At 72.2% G+C, this 17,223-nt stretch carries 14 protein-coding genes and 1 pseudogene; 9 read left to right on the top strand and 6 right to left on the bottom strand.

Features of this window, described 5'->3' with window-relative positions; translation table 11 throughout:
* Window positions 1-380: 380 nt before the first annotated feature.
* Window positions 381-1,838, bottom strand: coding sequence for an MFS transporter (locus tag ACSMXW_RS08705; protein ID WP_485804934.1), 1,458 nt, complete (start codon window positions 1,836-1,838; stop codon window positions 381-383).
* 76 nt (window positions 1,839-1,914) lie between these two features.
* Between ACSMXW_RS08705 and dusB the strand changes: the two genes are divergently transcribed.
* The gene (gene dusB, locus ACSMXW_RS08700; protein WP_485807897.1) at window positions 1,915-3,258 is read left to right on the top strand and encodes a tRNA dihydrouridine synthase DusB; all 1,344 of its coding nucleotides are present in this window, start codon (window positions 1,915-1,917) and stop codon (window positions 3,256-3,258) included.
* Window positions 3,259-4,096: 838 nt separating this feature from the next.
* Complete coding sequence (gene ppdK, locus ACSMXW_RS08695) at window positions 4,097-6,883, top strand: pyruvate, phosphate dikinase (RefSeq protein ID WP_485804932.1); 2,787 nt, start codon at window positions 4,097-4,099, stop codon at window positions 6,881-6,883.
* Window positions 6,884-7,210: 327 nt separating this feature from the next.
* On the opposite strand, the gene ACSMXW_RS08690 is transcribed toward ppdK, so the two are convergent.
* Genes ACSMXW_RS08690 through ACSMXW_RS08680 form a run of 3 tightly spaced genes read right to left on the bottom strand, consistent with a single transcriptional unit; the run spans window position 7,211 to window position 8,060 of the window.
* On the bottom strand, window positions 7,211-7,414 hold the full coding sequence (locus tag ACSMXW_RS08690) for a hypothetical protein (protein WP_485804930.1): 204 nt from the start codon (window positions 7,412-7,414) through the stop codon (window positions 7,211-7,213).
* Entirely contained in the window at window positions 7,411-7,674 is a 264-nt protein-coding gene (locus tag ACSMXW_RS08685; RefSeq protein ID WP_485804929.1) for a hypothetical protein, read from the bottom strand. The genes ACSMXW_RS08690 and ACSMXW_RS08685 overlap by 4 nt, the downstream gene beginning before the upstream one ends.
* Complete coding sequence (locus ACSMXW_RS08680) at window positions 7,671-8,060, bottom strand: DUF6415 family natural product biosynthesis protein (protein ID WP_485804927.1); 390 nt, start codon at window positions 8,058-8,060, stop codon at window positions 7,671-7,673. Before ACSMXW_RS08680 ends, ACSMXW_RS08685 begins: the two co-directional genes overlap by 4 nt.
* A 160-nt stretch (window positions 8,061-8,220) precedes the next feature.
* Here ACSMXW_RS08680 and ACSMXW_RS08675 point away from each other — a divergent pair.
* The 7 genes and pseudogenes from ACSMXW_RS08675 to ACSMXW_RS08645 form a co-directional block, all read left to right on the top strand.
* Window positions 8,221-8,376: pseudogene (locus tag ACSMXW_RS08675) on the top strand (helix-turn-helix domain-containing protein); the annotation flags it as partial.
* 103 nt (window positions 8,377-8,479) lie between these two features.
* On the top strand, window positions 8,480-9,457 hold the full coding sequence (locus ACSMXW_RS08670; protein ID WP_485804925.1) for an NsdA family TPR-like regulatory protein: 978 nt from the start codon (window positions 8,480-8,482) through the stop codon (window positions 9,455-9,457).
* The gene (locus ACSMXW_RS08665) at window positions 9,429-9,872 is read left to right on the top strand and encodes a GNAT family N-acetyltransferase (RefSeq protein ID WP_485804923.1); all 444 of its coding nucleotides are present in this window, start codon (window positions 9,429-9,431) and stop codon (window positions 9,870-9,872) included. The genes ACSMXW_RS08670 and ACSMXW_RS08665 overlap by 29 nt, the downstream gene beginning before the upstream one ends.
* 69 nt (window positions 9,873-9,941) lie before the next feature.
* Entirely contained in the window at window positions 9,942-10,469 is a 528-nt protein-coding gene (locus tag ACSMXW_RS08660; RefSeq protein ID WP_485804921.1) for a flavoprotein, read from the top strand.
* A gap of 194 nt (window positions 10,470-10,663) precedes the next feature.
* Window positions 10,664-11,923 carry an ABC transporter substrate-binding protein gene (locus ACSMXW_RS08655; RefSeq protein ID WP_485804919.1) on the top strand — a complete coding sequence of 420 codons (1,260 nt, stop codon included), beginning with the start codon at window positions 10,664-10,666 and terminating at the stop codon, window positions 11,921-11,923.
* 10 nt (window positions 11,924-11,933) lie between these two features.
* Complete coding sequence (locus ACSMXW_RS08650) at window positions 11,934-12,938, top strand: carbohydrate ABC transporter permease (protein WP_485804917.1); 1,005 nt, start codon at window positions 11,934-11,936, stop codon at window positions 12,936-12,938.
* 2 nt (window positions 12,939-12,940) lie between these two features.
* Window positions 12,941-13,831, top strand: a complete 891-nt coding sequence (locus ACSMXW_RS08645; RefSeq protein WP_485804915.1) for a carbohydrate ABC transporter permease — start codon at window positions 12,941-12,943, stop codon at window positions 13,829-13,831.
* Window positions 13,832-14,027: 196 nt separating this feature from the next.
* Here ACSMXW_RS08645 and nirD read toward each other — a convergent pair whose 3' ends face one another.
* Window positions 14,028-14,480 carry a nitrite reductase small subunit NirD gene (gene nirD / locus ACSMXW_RS08640; RefSeq protein WP_485804913.1) on the bottom strand — a complete coding sequence of 151 codons (453 nt, stop codon included), beginning with the start codon at window positions 14,478-14,480 and terminating at the stop codon, window positions 14,028-14,030.
* On the bottom strand, window positions 14,477-17,113 hold the full coding sequence (nirB, locus tag ACSMXW_RS08635) for a nitrite reductase large subunit NirB (protein ID WP_485807895.1): 2,637 nt from the start codon (window positions 17,111-17,113) through the stop codon (window positions 14,477-14,479). Before nirB ends, nirD begins: the two co-directional genes overlap by 4 nt.
* Window positions 17,114-17,223: the final 110 nt, after the last annotated feature.

The following is a 17,223-nucleotide window of genomic DNA, read 5'->3' as shown; positions in this document are numbered from 1 at the left end:
CATGAGGGGGCGCGGGGAACTGTGCGAGCGAGCGGGACGAGACCGGTAGATCGTCACCGGCCCAGGGTGGCAGCGCCTCCCGGGGCGCCAGGCGCCATGAGGGGGCGCGGGGAACTGCGCGAGCGAGCGGGACGAGACCGGCAGGTCGTCACCGGCCCAGGGTGGCAGCGCCTCCCGGGGCGCCAGGCGCCATGAGGGGGCGCGGGGAACTGCGCGAGCGAGCGGGACGAGACCGGCAGGTCGTCACCGGCCCAGGGTGGCAGCCCCTCCGGGGGCGCGAAGCGCCATGAAAGGGGCGCGGGGAACCACGCGAAGAGCCGCGGGTCGTCACCGCAGCCGGGGGCACCCCTGCCGTACGGGCCACCGGCACGCGGCACCGCCTAGCGGACCCGGCTCTCCGTCCGCTCCGGCTGCACCTCCGGTGCGGCCAGGCGCTCCGCGGTGCGCCGGGCGGTCTCGCGGGCCCAGCGCCCGCTGGTCAGCCACCCGAGGACCAGCACGCACAGACCGCAGCCGGTGAGGATCCACCACGCGGGACGGCTGGCCGAGACGAACGCCTCCCGGTAGCCGGCCGCGCCCACGCCGGACGCCAGGACCGCGCCGAGCACCGCCACGCCCAGGGTCGAGCCGATCTGCCGGCTCGTGGACGCCACCGCGGCCGCCACACCGGCCTGGGTGCGGGGCATGCCCGACACCGCGGTGTTGGTGATCGGCGCGTTCACGAAGCCGAAGCCCAGACCGAACAGGACATATCCGATGAACAGGGTGAGATCCGACGTCTCCGCGTCCAGCGCGGCGAACATCACCCCGCTCGCCGTCATCGCGACCCCCGCGAGCAGCAGTGGGAACCGCGGCCCCCGGCTGGCCACCAGCCGTCCGGACACCGGTGCGCACACGAACGTCACCGCCGCCATCGGCAGCATCCACAGCCCGGCCCGCAGCGCGCTGAGCCCCCGTACGTCCTGCAGGAAGAGCGTGCTCAGGAAGAGGAACCCGCCGAGCGCCGCGAACGCGCTCACCGCGATGGCCGTCGCTCCGCTGAACGGCGCGCTGCGGAAGAACCGCACGTCGATCAGCGGCTCCGGACGGCGCGGCTCGTAGCGGATCAGCACGGCCAGGGCGACGGCGGCCAGCGCCGCGAGGCCGAGGACGCGCGGGGAGGTCCAGCCGGCGTCGGGCGCCGCGATGATCGCGTAGGTGAGCGAGGCCAGCAGGACGACGACCAGCACCTGGCCCACCGGGTCGGGGCGGCGCGGCTTCGGGGCGCGCGACTCCGGCACGAACCTCATGGTCAGCAGCAGCGCGGCGAGTCCCACCGGCAGGTTCACCCAGAAGATGGAGCGCCAGCCGACCGAGTCCACCAGCAGCCCGCCGACCAGCGGGCCCGCCGCCATGGATATCCCGACGACACCGCCCCACACCCCGATGGCGCGCGCCCGCTCCCGGGGGTCCGTGAAGGTGTTGGTGATGATCGACATGGCGACCGGGTTCAGCATGGAGCCGCCGATCGCCTGGACCATCCGGAAGAGCACCAGCAGCGGGAGGCTGGGTGCCAGCGAGCAGAGCAGCGAGCCGAGGGTGAAGATGATCAGGCCCGCCTTGAAGACCCGGCGGCGCCCGATCCGGTCGGCCGTGGAGCCGGAGAGCATCAGAAGTGATGCGAGGACGAGTGTGTAGGCGTCGATGGTCCACTGCAGCCCCGCCACGCTGGCGTGCAACTCCCGTTGCAGGGCGGGCAGGGCGACGTTCAGGACGGTGTTGTCGAGGCTGACGATCAGCAGGCTCATGCAGCAGATGGCAAGAACCAGCATCCTCCGTCGGTGGCTGAGCTCCGGCATTCTTTAATAGTACGGCTAACTAACGACCTTGAGTGCACGGTCTCCGGTACGTGAGAATGAGGGGATGTCCACGCCCATGACGACGACCGCGCCGCCCGCCGCCGAGACCCCCGCCGCAGCCACGGGGGTCCCCTCACCGGCCCCCGTGCCCGTGCCCGCTCCCGCAGAGGGCGGGGTCTCCCGCGCCCCCGCGGCCGGAGCCCTCGCCATCGGCCCGCACGCCGTGTGGCCGCCCGTCGTGCTCGCCCCCATGGCCGGCATCACCAACGCCCCGTTCCGCACGCTGTGCCGCGACTTCGCCGCGGGGAACGGGTGGGGGAGCGGCTCGGCGCGGGGCGCCGAGCCCGCGCGGGGCGGGCCGACCGCGGTGGACCCGGCCGCGGCGGACCCGGGTGCCGGCCGCCACAAGGGTCTCTTCGTGAGCGAGATGATCACGACCCGGGCGCTGGTCGAGCGCAACGAGAAGACGATGCAGCTCGTCCACTTCGACGCGACCGAGCGGCCGCGCTCCATCCAGCTCTACGGGGTGGACCCGGCGACCGTCGGCAAGGCCGTCCGCATGATCGCGGAGGAGGACCTGGCCGACCACATCGACCTCAACTTCGGCTGCCCCGTGCCCAAGGTCACACGCAAGGGCGGCGGCTCCGCGCTGCCGTTCAAGCGGCCGCTGCTGCGCGCGATCCTGCGTGAGGCGGTGCGGGGCGCGGGTGGGCTGCCGGTGACGATGAAGATGCGCAAGGGCATCGACGACGACCACCTCACCTATCTCGACGCGGGCCGGATCGCCGTCGAGGAGGGCGTCACCGCCATCGCCCTGCACGGCCGCACGGCCGCCCAGCACTACGGCGGCACTGCGGACTGGGACGCCATCGCCCGGCTCAAGGAGCACGTCCCGGAGATCCCCGTGCTGGGCAACGGCGACATCTGGTCCGCCGGGGACGCCGTCCGGATGATGCGGGCCACCGGCTGCGACGGTGTGGTGGTCGGCCGGGGCTGCCTGGGGCGGCCGTGGCTCTTCGGTGACCTGGTCGCGGCGTTCGAGGGCGGTGGGGCGGCCGCCGCGCCCACGCTGCGGCAGGTCGCGGAGGTGATGCTGCGGCACGCCACGCTGCTCGGGGAGTGGCTGGGCGACGAGGCGCGCGGGGTGATCGACTTCCGCAAGCACGTGGCCTGGTACCTGAAGGGGTTCGCGGTCGGCTCCGAGATGCGGGGGAGGCTGGCGATCGCCTCGTCGCTCGCGGAACTCGCCGGCGGCCTCGGTGAGCTGGACCTCGACCAGCCGTGGCCGTCCGGGGCGGAGGGGCCCCGGGGGCGGACCTCCGGCAAGAACCGGGTCGTCCTGCCGGAGGGGTGGCTCGCGGATCCCTACGACTGCGCGGGCCTCGGCGCGGACGCCGAACACGACGCGTCCGGCGGCTGACCCGGGGCCCCGCCCCGGCCCCCGCACCGGCGGCTGCCCCCTCGCCCCGTCGACGGCCCGCGGCTCTCGTCGTGGCTGGTCGCTCCCCCACTGCCTTGAAGGCGTGGGAGGTGCCCCCAGTTCCCCGCGCCCCTTTGACGGGCGCTTCGCGCCCGGCCAGGGGCTGCCCCTTCGGACCGGTGGCGACCTGCCGGTCTCGTCGTGGCTGGTCGCGCAGTTCCCCGCGCCCCTTTGATGCGCGCTTCGCGCGCCTCAGGGGCAGTCTGTGGCGTCTCCAGGCGACCGGCGGGTGGGGCGGGGCGCAGCCCCGCTCTGAAGGGGCGCGGGGAACTGCGCGCGCAAGCGGGACGGGCCGAAAGTCCGCCACCGGCCCAAAGGGGCAGCCCCTACCGGGGGCGCGAAGCGCCCGTTGGGGGGCGACCCGCCACCGCGGACCGTCGGGAAGGACGCACCAAAGGGGGCGCCCCGGGCCCGGAGCCCCGCCGCCAGGCGGGTGATTTTCGCCACTTCCGCGGGCCGCTCGCTCAGCCGAGCGGCCCCCCGCACGGATGCAACTCTCCAAGGGGTGGCACCCAGTGCCACCCCGCCACGCTTCGGCGCTCGAAATCAGATGCGGCTATAGTCGCTCATGTGAGCGTCCATCCTGCCCATCCGCCCCCGCAGCCTTCATAAGGTGAACGGACGGCGGCCGGAGACCAACCGTCGGCCTGACTTTCGATCTGCTGGCGGACGGGTGGTTGCGGCCGCATGGCGCACGTGTGGACGTACCCAGATGCCTTCGATCTGGGTATGTTCCCGCAGTCAGGGCAGCCGCCGTGGTCGTGAGGAGTCGATCGCCGTGTCGGAAAACGCAGGGACCCGAGCCACGAAGTACGTTTACGACTTCACGGAGGGCAACAAGGACCTCAAGGATCTGCTCGGCGGCAAGGGCGCCAACCTCGCCGAGATGACCAACCTCGGCCTCCCCGTGCCGCCGGGCTTCACGATCACCACGGAGGCCTGCCGGGTCTACCTGGAGAGCGGAGAGGTGCCCGACGCGCTCTACGACGAGGTGAGTGCGTACCTCGGCGCGCTGGAGCAGCAGATGGGCAAGAAGCTCGGCGAGCCCACCGACCCGCTGCTGGTCTCGGTGCGTTCGGGAGCCAAATTCTCCATGCCGGGCATGATGGACACCGTCCTGAACATCGGCCTCACCGACGCCTCCGTGGAGGGCCTGGCCGCCCAGGCGGACGACGAGCGGTTCGCCTGGGACTCCTACCGAAGGCTCATCCAGATGTTCGGCAAGACGGTGCTCGGCATCGACGGCGAGCAGTTCGAGCAGGCGCTCGACGAGATCACCGCGAGCGCCGGCACCGGAACGTCACCGAGTGCCACCTCGGACGCCGACCTGACCGCCGCCGACCTCAAGAAGCTGGTCAAGCGGTTCAAGAAGATCGTGAAGAACGCGGCGGGCCGGGAGTTCCCGCAGGACCCGCGCGAGCAGATGGACCTCGCCATCAAGGCCGTCTTCGCATCCTGGAACGGCGAGCGCGCCCGCCTCTACCGCCGCCAGGAGCGCATTCCGCACGACCTCGGCACCGCCGTCAGCGTCGTCTCGATGGTCTTCGGCAACTGCGGCGAGGACTCCGGCACCGGCGTCGCCTTCACCCGCGACCCGGCCAGCGGCCAGCAGGGCGTCTACGGCGACTACCTGCAGAACGCCCAGGGCGAGGACGTCGTCGCCGGCATCCGCAACACCGTGCCGCTCGCCGAGTTGGAGCACATCGACAAGAACTCGTACACCGAGCTGCTGCAGATCATGGAGACCCTGGAGAACCACTACAAGGATCTCTGCGACATCGAGTTCACCATCGAGCGCGGCAAGCTGTGGATGCTCCAGACCCGGGTCGGCAAGCGCACCGCCGGCGCCGCCTTCCGGATCGCCACCCAGCTGGTGGACCAGGGCCTGATCACCGAGGCGGAGGCGCTCCAGCGGGTCACCGGCGCCCAGCTCGCCCAGCTGATGTTCCCCCGCTTCGACGAGGAGGCCGCGGACGGCGGCGCCGCCGAGCACGGCGTCCAGCTGGTCGCGCGCGGCATCGCCGCCTCCCCGGGCGCGGCGTCCGGCAAGGCCGTCTTCGACTCCTACACCGCCATCAAGTGGTCGCGCTCCGGCGAGAAGGTCATCCTGATCCGCCGCGAGACCAACCCGGACGACCTGGACGGCATGATCGCCGCCGAGGGCATCCTCACCTCGCGCGGCGGCAAGACCTCGCACGCCGCCGTGGTGGCCCGCGGTATGGGCAAGACCTGTGTGTGCGGCGCGGAGGAGCTGGAGGTCGACACCAAGCGGCGGCGCATGACCGCACGGGGCATCGACGGCCCCGCCGGCAGGGCCACCATCGTGGTCGAGGAGGGCGACACCGTCTCCATCGACGGCTCGAACGGCAATGTCTACGTCGGCGAGGTGCCCGTGGTGCCGTCCCCGGTCGTCGAGTACTTCGAGGGCCGGATGCACGCGGGTGCGGACGACGCCGACGAACTGGTCGTCGCGGTGCACCGGATGATGGCCTACGCGGACCGGGTGCGCCGGCTGCGGGTGCGCGCGAACGCCGACACAGCAGAGGACGCGCTGCGCGCCCGCAGGTTCGGCGCCCAGGGCATCGGCCTGTGCCGCACCGAGCACATGTTCCTCGGGGAACGCCGCGAGCTGGTCGAGCGGCTGATCCTCGCGGACACCGACAGCGAGCGCGACGACGCCCTCAAGGCGCTGCTGCCGCTCCAGAAGCAGGACTTCGTGGAGCTCCTGGAGGCGATGGACGGCCTGCCCGTGACGGTACGGCTGCTCGACCCGCCGCTGCACGAGTTCCTGCCCGACATCACCGAGCTGTCGGTGCGCGTGGCGCTCGCGGAGGCCCGCAAGGACGCCAACGAGAACGACCTGCGGCTGTTGCAGGCCGTGCACCGGCTGCACGAGCAGAACCCGATGCTGGGCCTGCGCGGCGTCCGCCTCGGACTCGCCATCCCCGGTCTCTTCGCCATGCAGGTGCGCGCCATCGCCGAGGCGGCCGCGGAGCGGTGCGCCGCGAAGGGCGACCCGCGCGCCGAGATCATGATCCCGCTGGTCGGCACCGTCCAGGAGCTCGAACTCGTGCGGGACGAGGCGACGCAGGTGATCGCCGAGGTGGAGCAGGCCACCGGCACCACGCTCGGCCTGGCGCTCGGCACCATGATCGAGCTGCCGCGCGCCGCGCTCACCGCCGGGGAGATCGCGGAGGCCGCGGAGTTCTTCTCGTTCGGCACGAACGACCTCACCCAGACCGTGTGGGGGTTCAGCCGGGACGACGTGGAGGCCAGCTTCTTCACGGCCTACCTGGAGAAGGGGATCTTCGGGGTGTCGCCGTTCGAGACGATCGACCGCGAGGGCGTCGGGCGGCTCGTCGAGGACGCGGTACGGGCCGGCCGTGCGACGCGGCCCGACCTCAAGCTCGGCATCTGCGGGGAGCACGGGGGCGACCCGGAGTCGGTGCACTTCTTCCACGAGGCCGGCCTCGACTACGTCTCCTGCTCCCCGTTCCGCATCCCGGTGGCCCGCCTGGAGGCGGCGCGGGCGTGCGCGGCACCCCACACCAGCGACACCCGCTGACGGCCCCTTCCGCTCGGGGCTCCGCCCCGGCCCACCCCAGGGGCGCGGGGCGGTGTCGATGTGCGGCTCCGCGTGGGCGCGCTCAGCCACGACGAGTCTCCGGGTTCCGCTCCGGCCCACTCCGGGGGTGGCTGTTCGGGACGGGCCCCGGACGGAGCGCAGGCGATGTGGCGCGCCGCCGCGCGGCCGGCTTGGGGCACTGCTCCTCGTGGGAGTAGGTCGTGGTGCCGGCAATGCTCGCCCCGTGGTGGATGTGGGACTCGTAGGGTTCGCCCGGGTGGATGGGCTCGTCGCATCGGACGCAGTACAAACGCACAGCAGTGCCCTTCAGGTGGTGCGGGTGACGGAGATGGCCCATGCCGTGTCGGCGACCGCGGCCGTGAGGCACACGGCCACCTGGCAGATGCCGAAGCTGGTGCGTGCCACGGGCTGCTCGTTGGCGCGCCGGAGCGTGCGCACCGGATGTCCGGAAGCGTCGTGCAGGACCTGGACGGGACGGGACCGGCGGCGGGGGCCGGCGTGCAGGCTCACCGCGTCTCCCGCTGCGTCACCGCGGCCGGTACGAAGCCGGCCCGGAGGATCCGGTGGGTGGACTCCACGAACCGCGTGTGCCCGAAGGCGTCGGCGTGGTCGGCCGCCCACTGCCGCCCGACGGCCTGGCCCGTGAGGATCGACTGGTCCGGCCGGCGCGCGCAGTCCACGCACATCACCACCCGCACCGGCGCGCGCACGGCACCGTCCACCCACTCCGGCTCGACCAGCCACCCGCCGCCCGGCACCGTGCCACTCACGCCGGCTCCCCGGCCGGGGCGGTGGCGGTCAGCGTCTCGTAGTGGTCGCACAACCACGCCAGCTCGCGGGCGAGGCTCCGGGCGTGCTGGGTCGCGGACACCAGCCCCGCACCCGGGGACGACGCCAGGCGCACCCGGGCGCTCTCCACGGACAGCTGCACGCGGATCCGCCCACCGTCGTACTCCGGCAGCGCACGGGCGGCGTCCTCCACCAGAGGGATCAGCACCTGAAGGTGGCCGCGCAACCGCATCGTCTTCTCGCCGAGGTCATCGAACCGCGGCAGCGGCGCGCCCTCGTCGAGCAACTCGGCCGCACCGGCGCGCATCGACCCGATGTCCGGTGGCTCACTTCTCAACGTCCCAGAAGGGGCGCTACGTTCGTTCACGTCGACTCCTTGCAGTCGGCCATCCCCGGGGCCGGTGACGCGGTCGCCGGGGCGCTTCCCCGATCACTTCCGTTTGGCTGACGGTGTGGGCCGTCACGGGTAGCGTTCTCCACACGGACGGTGATCGACAGATGCGACGTGTCCGCTGGTGTCCGCGGGGATGCGGACGTGGCGGACACTGGGGAAGCCCATGACAGAGACGTTCGGCGAGGCGCTACGCCGCCTACGGGGAAGCCGCAGTCTGCGCGATGTCGCCGCGCTCGCAGCATGCGGAAAGTCCCACATCGCAGATCTTGAGAAAGGCCGACGGCGACCGACCGCACAGACCGCTCGTGCTCTTGACAAGGCCCTCGGGGCGGAGGGTGAGTTGATCGCGCTTGCCGAGGTCCGTCCCGAAGCATCGCCATTGGAGCAGGCCGATGCCCTTCAGGCAGGCCTCCAGGAAGCTCGTCACGGGACCGCTCGCGGACAGCTCGCTGGACGAGATCGAGTGGACAGTGGAGCGACACGGGCGCGCTACTCGGTATCGGCCCGAAAGCCAGCACTTCCCCGAACTGCTGGCCGACTTTCAGGAGCTACGGGTACTTCTGATGCGTCGGCATCCAGCCCACGTCCGTCGGCGGTTACTTGTAGCCGCAGCTCGTATGTCTGGGCTCACAGCCTTGACGCTGCTGAAATTGGGCGATGCCCGGTCGCTGTCCTGGTGGCGCATCGCACGGCAGTTCGCTGCGGCGGCCGACGACCGGGCCACGCTGTCCTGGGCATACGCGCAGGAGGCATACCAGAGCTTCTACGGCGGCGACTTTTACGGTGCGGTCGAGCTGGCAGTACGCGCACAGCAACTCGCTGGTGCCCTGCCTGGTGCCGGGTCAGCCCTCGCTGCACCGCTTGAAGCTCGCGCGCACGCCCGGCTTGGGGATGCCGAAGCTGCGGATATGGCGCTGGCCGTAGCCGAGACCACGCTCGGGCGGCTCCCTGCGACCGAACAGATCGGCTCGGCCTTCGGCTACAGCGAGTGCCAGTTGCGTTTCCACATGGGCAACGCTCTGACCCACCTTGGGAAAACGGTACGCGCCCGCGCGGAACAGGAGCGGGCGCTGGAGCTTTACCCCGAGGCTGAACGGATGGATCGTGCCCTGGTCGAACTCGATGCGGCCATGTGTACCTCGCTGGACGGTGATCCGGCCGGGGCTGCTGCCCAGGCCACACGCACAATCGTCGGCCTCGCTCCTCTGCAGCGCACGGCCCTGATCATCTATCGTGCGCAGGACGTCGCAACTAGGGTGCCGCCCGATGCACAGCAGGTGCACGAGGTGCGGGCGCTGCGCGAGATCCTGGCGCTGCCCCCTGGCGAGACGGAGAGCGGGCGTGGAGATCAACAGAGCGACATCGGCTGACACTGAGGCCATTTCACGGATCCTTGGTGAGATCGAGGAATACTACGGAGGACAGGCGGTCCCCGGAGACGTCGGTCAGATCAGGGATGCCCTGTTCGGCCAGGACCCAGCGGCGACTCTCCTCCTTGCCCGGGACGGTGGCGACGTTCTCGGACTCGCCTCGTACTCTCTGCTCTGGCCCGCGGCAGGTGCCGACACCAGCCTGTACCTCAAGGAACTGTTCGTCAGGGCGGCAGCGCGTCGTCGTGGTGTCGCACGTGCGTTGATGGCTGCCGTCCGTGAAGAGGCGATTGCCATGGGGTGCTCGCGAATCGAGTGGACCGCCGACACTGGCAATCCGGCCGCCCTTGCCTTTTATGAGGCGCTCGGCATAGCGCCTCACGACAGCAAGGTTTTCTACCGATCGAGCCTCTGACGTACTTGGCGCGACGCCCGTCCCTACCGCGGCCTTGCGCCGGCTCGCCGGAGCCTGTGGACTCCCGGCATGAAGGTGCTGTACCTGATCTCCTGCGCGGCCGGTCCGACGCAGTACATCGACAAGGGCGTTCGGCAGGCCCAGGCGCGCGGATGGGACGTGTGCCTGATTCTCACGCCGTCCGCCGCCCGGTGGTGGGAACCCAGGCTGGGCGAGTTGGAAGGCCTGACGGGCCACCCGGTGCGGTCGCAGTACAAACTGCCGTGGGAGAGCGACCTTCTGCCGAAGGCCGATGTGATGCTCGTCGCGCCCCTGTCGGCGACGAGCCTCAACAAGTGGGGCGCGGGCATCGCGGACACCCTTGCACTGGGCCTCGTGACCGAAGGCGTGCACATGGGCGTGCCGGTCATCGCCATGCCCTGCTTCAACCGTGCACAAGCCGCCCAACCGGCGATCGCGTGGAGCATCGCCGACCTACGGGCCCAGGGCGTGCGGTACCTCGACGGTCCCGGCGGCTACGAGTCCCACCTGCCCAAGCAGGGAGATCCTTCCGCCTTTCCGTGGGCGCGGGCACTCGACGCCGTCGGTACTGCCTGACATGACGGTGGCGGTGCCGACCACGAGGGTACCCTCCGGGGGTATCCTCCACGCCCCCGATGGGGCACCCGTGGCCGTCAGGCCACCCCCCGCCGCACGTGGACAACGACATTCCCCCGCAACACCCCTGTCGTAAACGCCCTGAATGGTTGATCGTTGTGCCAGGCCACACACGATCGAACAGGGGGAACGGCATGACCGTCAGCCGGAGAGCGCTCCTCGCCACGGGAGCCGCCGTGGGTGCCGGAGCGGTGCTCGGTGCCTGCGGCTCCAACACCGGCCGCGGCGACTCGGGAGCCGGCGGCAAGGGCCCCGAGCTCCAGCAGTGGTACCACCAGTACGGCGAGCAGGGCACCGAGCAGGCCGTCGAGCGGTACGCGGCCGCGTACGACAAGGCGCAGGTCACCGTCCAGTGGCGGCCCGGCAACTACGACCAGCAGATCGCCGCCGCGCTGCTCACCGACTCGGGCCCGGACGTCTTCGAGGTCAACGGCCCCACGCTGGAGCAGATCCAGGGCGGCCAGGTCGTCGACCTCACCGACCTGCTGGACGGCGTCAAGGACGACTACAACCCGGCGGTGCTCGCCCCGAAGACCCACCAGGGCAAGATCTGGGGGATCCCGCAGGTCATCGACATGCAGATGCTCTTCTACCGCAAGAGCCTGCTCGCCAAGGCGCACATCGACCCGCCCACGACCCTCGACGGACTCGTCGAGGCCGCCAAGGCGCTGACGACCAAGCAGGTCAAGGGCCTCTTCCTCGGCAATGACGGGGGCGCCGGCGCACTCGGCGGCACCCCCCTGTACGCGGCCGGCCTCACCCTTGTCACCGAGGACGGCAAGGTCGGCTTCGACGACCCGGCCGCCGCCCGCACCCTGGCCAAGCTGCACCGGCTCTACGCCGACAAGTCCCTGCTGCTCGGCGCGCCCGCCGACTGGTCGGACCCGTCGGCGTTCCTGCAGGGCCTGACCGCCATGCAGTGGACGGGGCTGTGGGCGCTGCCGCAGGTGCAGAAGGAGTTCGGCGACGACTTCGGGGTGCTGCCCTTCCCCAAGGACGGCCCCGCGGGCGCCCCCACCGTGCCGGTCGGCGCGTACGGCGCGGCGGTCAGCGCCCGCAGCAGGCACAAGGAGGCCGCGAAGGCGTATCTGAAGTGGCTGTGGGTGGACAACACCGCCGACCAGAAGGACTTCGCGCTCTCCTACGGCTTCCACATCCCGGCCCGGATCTCGCTCGCCAAGCAGGCCGCACAGCTCCGCAAGGGCGCCGCGGCGGAGGCGGTCCGCTTCGCCACCGAGCACGGCTACGCCGAGCCGCTGCTGTGGACCCAGGCGAGCAGGACCGCCTACCAGGACGCCGTCAACCGCATCGTCCGGGACGGCGCCAACCCGGAGAGCGAGCTGAGGACGGTGGTACGGAAGACGTCCGCGGAGCTCGACCGGGTGCGGAAGTGACCGCCCGCCGATGACCCGCTCCCCGTCCCCCGCCCCCGGGCGCCCGCTCACCGGCCCCGCCCCCGCCGGGCGGGGCCGGCCCGCGCCCCGCGGCGGCCCGGCACTCCCCGCGCTCGGCACCCGCGGCCGGGACGCCCTCTGGTTCTGGATCTTCGTCGGGCCCTTCGCGCTGGGCCTCGGCGTCTTCACGTACATCCCGCTCGCCTGGAGCGTCTACCTCAGCTTCTTCGACGCGCACAACACCGTCACACCCGACCACTTCATCGGCCTCGGCAACTACACGTCGCTGCTGCGGGACAACGCCTTCACCGGCAGCCTGACGACGTTCGTCGCGTTCGCGGCGTTCATCGTCCCCGCCACCTATGTGCTCTCGCTGGCCCTCGCGCTGATGGTGAACCGGGTACGGCGCGCGCAGGCGTTCTTCCGTTCGGTGTTCTTCCTGCCCGCCGCCTGCTCCTATGTGGTCGCGGCCCTGATCTGGAAGATGTCCATCTTCAACGGGGTGCGGTTCGGGCTCGCCAACACGGTGCTCGGCTGGTTCGGCGCCGACCAGACCGCCTGGCTCTCCACGACCTCCCCGCCCTGGTACTGGCTGGTGATCGTGACCGCCCGGCTCTGGCTCCAGGCCGGCTTCTACATGATCCTCTTCCTGGCCGGCCTCCAGCGCATCAGCCCGGTGCTCTACGAGGCCGCCGCGGTCGACGGGGCCCGGCCCGGCTGGCAGGTCTTCCGGCACATCACCTTCCCGCAGCTGCGCGCCACCTCCGTGGCCGTGGTGCTGCTGCTGGTGATCAACGCCTTCCAGGCCTTCGACGAGTTCTACAACCTGCTCTCCGACGCCCGCGGCTACCCGCCGTACGCCCGCCCACCGCTGGTCTACCTCTACTTCACCGCCCTCGGGCAGGGGCAGAACCTGGGCTACGGCAGCGCGGGCGCGGTGATCCTCGCGCTGATCATCGCCGTGGTGACGGTGGGCCAGGCCCGCTGGTTCGGGCTCGGCAGGAAGGAGGACTGACGGTGGCCTCCGACACCCACGGGCGGCCCGGGCGCACCCCGGCGGGCCCGGGCACGTCCGGCGACGGCCTGGTGCGCGCCGGCCGGGCGCTGCGTGCCGCGCTGCTGACGGCGCTCGCGCTGCTCTTCCTGGTGCCGTTCTACCTGCTGCTCCGAGGCGGCCTCGCCAGCGAGCAGGACATCACCTCGCCCGCGTGGACGTTCTTCCCGTCCCGCCTGCACTGGTCGAACCTGTCCGAGCTGTTCTCCGACCCGTCCGTGCCGTTCGCCCGCTCGCTGCTGAACTCCGCGCTCATCGCGGTCGCCACCACCCTGGGCACCCTGCTGCTGGCCTCGCTCGCCGGCTACGGCCTGGCCCGCATCCCGTACCGGCACGCCAACAAGGTCTTCTACGCGATCCTGGGCACCCTGATGGTCCCGGCGAGCGTCACCTTCGTGCCGACGTTCGTGCTGGTGTCGACGCTCGGCTGGATCTCCACCCTGCGCGGCCTGATCATCCCCACGCTGTTCTCCGCGTTCGCCTGCTTCGTCTTCCGCCAGTACTTCCTGGGCTTCCCCCGGGAGCTGGAGGACGCGGCCCGGGTGGACGGGCTCGGGTACTGGCGGGCGTACTGGCTGATCGTGGTGCCGAACGCGCGGCCGGTCTTCGCGGCGGTCGGCACGATCGTCTTCATCGGCGCCTGGAACTCGTTCCTGTGGCCCCTCGTCATCGGCCAGGACCAGAGCGCATGGACGGTGCAGGTGGCGCTGTCGTCCTTCACCACCTCCCAGGTCATCCGCCTCCACGAACTGTTCGCCGCGGCGGCCGTCTCCATCGTTCCGCTGCTGCTGGTGTTCCTGCTCTTCCAGCGGTGGATCGTGGCGGGTGTGGAACGCTCGGGCATCGACGACTGAACGGGCCGACCCGGGCCGTGCAGCCGGCGGTATGCGGCGCGTTGAAGGGACGCGGCGAACTGCGCGCCCAGCCCCCACAGGCGGGCAGCCGGGCCGACGACAGCGAGGGGCCGGGCGCTCCCGTCGGCGCCCGGGGCGCAGCCCCGCTCCCGAAGGGGCGCGGGGAACCGCGCGGTAGAGGTGCCCCGCGGCGCGACTACCGTGCGCCCACCTCGTCGGCCCGGACCCGGTACGTCGTCACCGTCACCCCCTCGTCGTCCAGGCAGCGCCCGTCCGCCAGTGCGAAGCGCTGCTTCAGCAGCGGGGAGGCGACGAAGGGGGAGCCGGCGGCGGAGCCCAGCAGGCCCCGGGAGAGGACCGAGGCGCCGGTGAACGGGTCGCGGTTGTCGATGGCGTAGAGCGTTCCGGCGCGGTCCCGGAACAGCGCGGCCTGCCGGCCGTCCGGCAGCAGGACGGCCACGCCGCGCCCTGCCGTGAGGCGCACCCCCTCGCAGACGGTGCGCCAGCCGTCGTCCAGGAGCAGCTGAATCCGCAGCGCCCCGTCGTGGGGGGATCCGCCGGCGGCCGGGCCGCCGCGGGCCGCCGTGCCGTGGGTGTCGCCGGACGCGCGGTCCACCGCCGCGCCGGTCCTCGCCGGTGCCGTCGTCATCGCGTGGAGCTCCCTTCCAGGAGTGCGGGCCGCTCCGCGCCGGGCGGGGCGGCGACCGGGGGCCGGGTGCCGAGGGTGAGCAGGGGCAGGTCCGGCCTGATCTGGTCGCGCTCGGGGACGAACCTGACCGTGGGGTCGGGCACACCGGGCGCGTTGACGAAGGACACGAAGCGCGCCAGGCGCTCCGGGTCGCCGAGGGTCTCGGCCCACTCGTCGCGGTAGTGGGCGACGTGGTCCGCCATCAGCGACTCCAGTTCGGCGCAGATGCCCAGCGAGTCGTGCACCACCACGTCCCGGACGTGGTCGAGGCCGCCCTCGATCCGCTCCAGCCAGGCCGCGGTGCGCTCCAGGGGCTCGGCGGTGCGGATGTAGAACATCAGGAACCGGTCGATCAGCCGGACCAGCTCGGCGTCCGAGAGATCCTGCGCGAGCAGGTCGGCGTGCCGGGGCGTCGCGCCGCCGTTGCCACCCACGTAGAGGTTCCAGCCGCCGGCCGTGGCGATCACGCCGAAGTCCTTCGAGCGGGCCTCCGCGCACTCCCGCTGGCAGCCGGAGACCGCGGACTTCAGCTTGTGCGGCGAACGCAGGCCCCGGTAGCGCAGCTCCAGGTCGATCGCCATCCGCACGGAGTCCTGCACGCCGAACCGGCACCAGGTCTGCCCCACGCAGGACTTCACGGTCCGCAGGGCCTTGCCGTAGGCGTGCCCCGACTCGAAGCCCGCGGCGACGAGCCGGGCCCAGATCTGCGGCAACTGCTCGACCCGCGCCCCGAACAGGTCGATCCGCTGGCCCCCGGTGATCTTGGTGTAGAGGCCGAAGTCCCGTGCCACCTCGCCGATCACGATCAGCTTCTCGGGGGTGATCTCACCGCCGGGGATGCGGGGCACCACCGAGTAGGAGCCGTTCCGCTGGAGGTTGGCGAGGAAGTGGTCGTTGGTGTCCTGCAACGCGGCCTGCTCGCCGTCCAGGACATAGCCGCTGACGTCCAGCACGGGCGCCAGCGACGCGAGGATCGAGGCCACCGCGGGCTTGCACACCTCGCAGCCGTCGCCGCCGCGCGCCTCGGGCCGCCCGAACCGGTCGAGCAGCTCCTGGAAGCTGCCGACGCGCAGCGCGAGCACCGTCTCGTACAGCTCCTGGCGGGTGGCCGCGAAGCAGCCGCAGAGGCCCTTGTCGACCTCGACCCCGCTCGCCTCCAGCTCGGCCGCGACCAGCTTGCCGAGGACCTTCACACAGCTTCCGCAGCCGGTGCCGGCCCGCGTGCACTTCTTGACCTCGCCCGCCGTGGCGCAGCCGTGCTCGGTGACGGCGGCGCGGATGGTGCCCTTGCTGACGTTGTGGCAGGAGCAGATCACCGCGGTGTCCGGGAGCGCGGCCGGGCCGAGCGCCACGGGGCCCTCGCCGCCGTCGGCGCCCGCGGGCAGCACCAGGCGCTCGGCGGGCACCGGCGGCACGGACCCGGTCATCGGCCGCAGCGTCCCGTACGCCTCCGCGTCGCCGACCAGGACCCCGCCGAGCAGCGCCCCGTCGGAACCGATCACGAGCTTCTTGTAGACGCCGGCGCGGGAGTCCGCGTAGACGACGTCGAGGCTGCCCTCGGTGGTGCCGTGCGCGTCGCCGAAGGACGCGACGTCCACGCCCAGCAGCTTCAGCTTGGTGGAGGTGTCGGCACCGGTGAACTCGCGGGCGGCCGGTGCCGGGCTCGGGGCGGGGGCCTGTGCCGGGCTCGGGGCGGCGGCTTCGGCGATCGCCGCCGCGGCCGTCTGCGCCATCTCGTAGCCGGGCGCCACAAGACCGTACACGCGGCCGTCCACGGCCTGGGCGCACTCGCCGATGGCGAAGACCGCCGGGTCCGAGGTGCGGCAGCGGGCGTCGACGGTGATGCCGCCCCGCTCGCCGACGGCGAGGCCGCAGTCCCGGGCGAGGGCGTCCCGGGGCCGCACGCCGGCGGAGAACACCACCAGGTCGGCGGCGATTTCGCGGCCGTCCGAGAGCCGCATGCCGGTGACCCGGCCGTCGTCGCCCGCGGTGACCTCCTGGGTGCCGGCGCCGGTGTGCACGGTCAGGCCCATGCCCTCGATGGTGCGCAGCAGCGCCGCGCCGCCCGCCTCGTCGACCTGGACGGGCATCAGGCGGGGCGCGAACTCCACGATGTGGGTGGCGAGCCCCAGGCCGCTCAGCGCCCCCGCCGCTTCCAGGCCGAGCAGCCCGCCGCCGACCACGGCTCCGGTGCCGCGGCCCTTGGCGTACTCCTCGATGGCGAGCAGGTCCTCGATGGTGCGGTAGACGAAGCAGCCGGTCGCGTCCCGGCCGGGCACCGGCGGCACGAACGGGTAGGAGCCGGTGGCCAGCACCAGCGTGTCGTAGCCGACGACGCGGCCCGAGCGGGCGGTGACCGTGCGGGCCGCGCGGTCGACGCGCTCGGCGGGCTCGCCGAGGTGCAGCTCGATGCCGTGCTCCGCGAGGAAGGCGGGGTCGGTGAGCGACAGGTCGTCCGGGGTGCTGCCGGAGAAGTACGAGGTGAGGTGGACCCGGTCGTACGCCGGGCGGGGCTCCTCGGCGAGCACCACCACCCGGTGCGTCCGGGTCAGGCCGTGCTCGGCCAGCGCCTCCAGGAACCGCTGGCCGACCATGCCGTGCCCGACGAGTACCAGGGTGGGCCGGCCGGGCCGCGCGGCCGCGGGTGCGGCGGCGCCGGGGCGGGGCGCGGGCTCGCCGGAACCCGCCGCGGCGGTGTCCGCGC

The organism is Streptomyces sp. DSM 116793, assembly GCF_057320905.1.
This window is presented reverse-complemented; position numbering and strand designations above follow the sequence as displayed.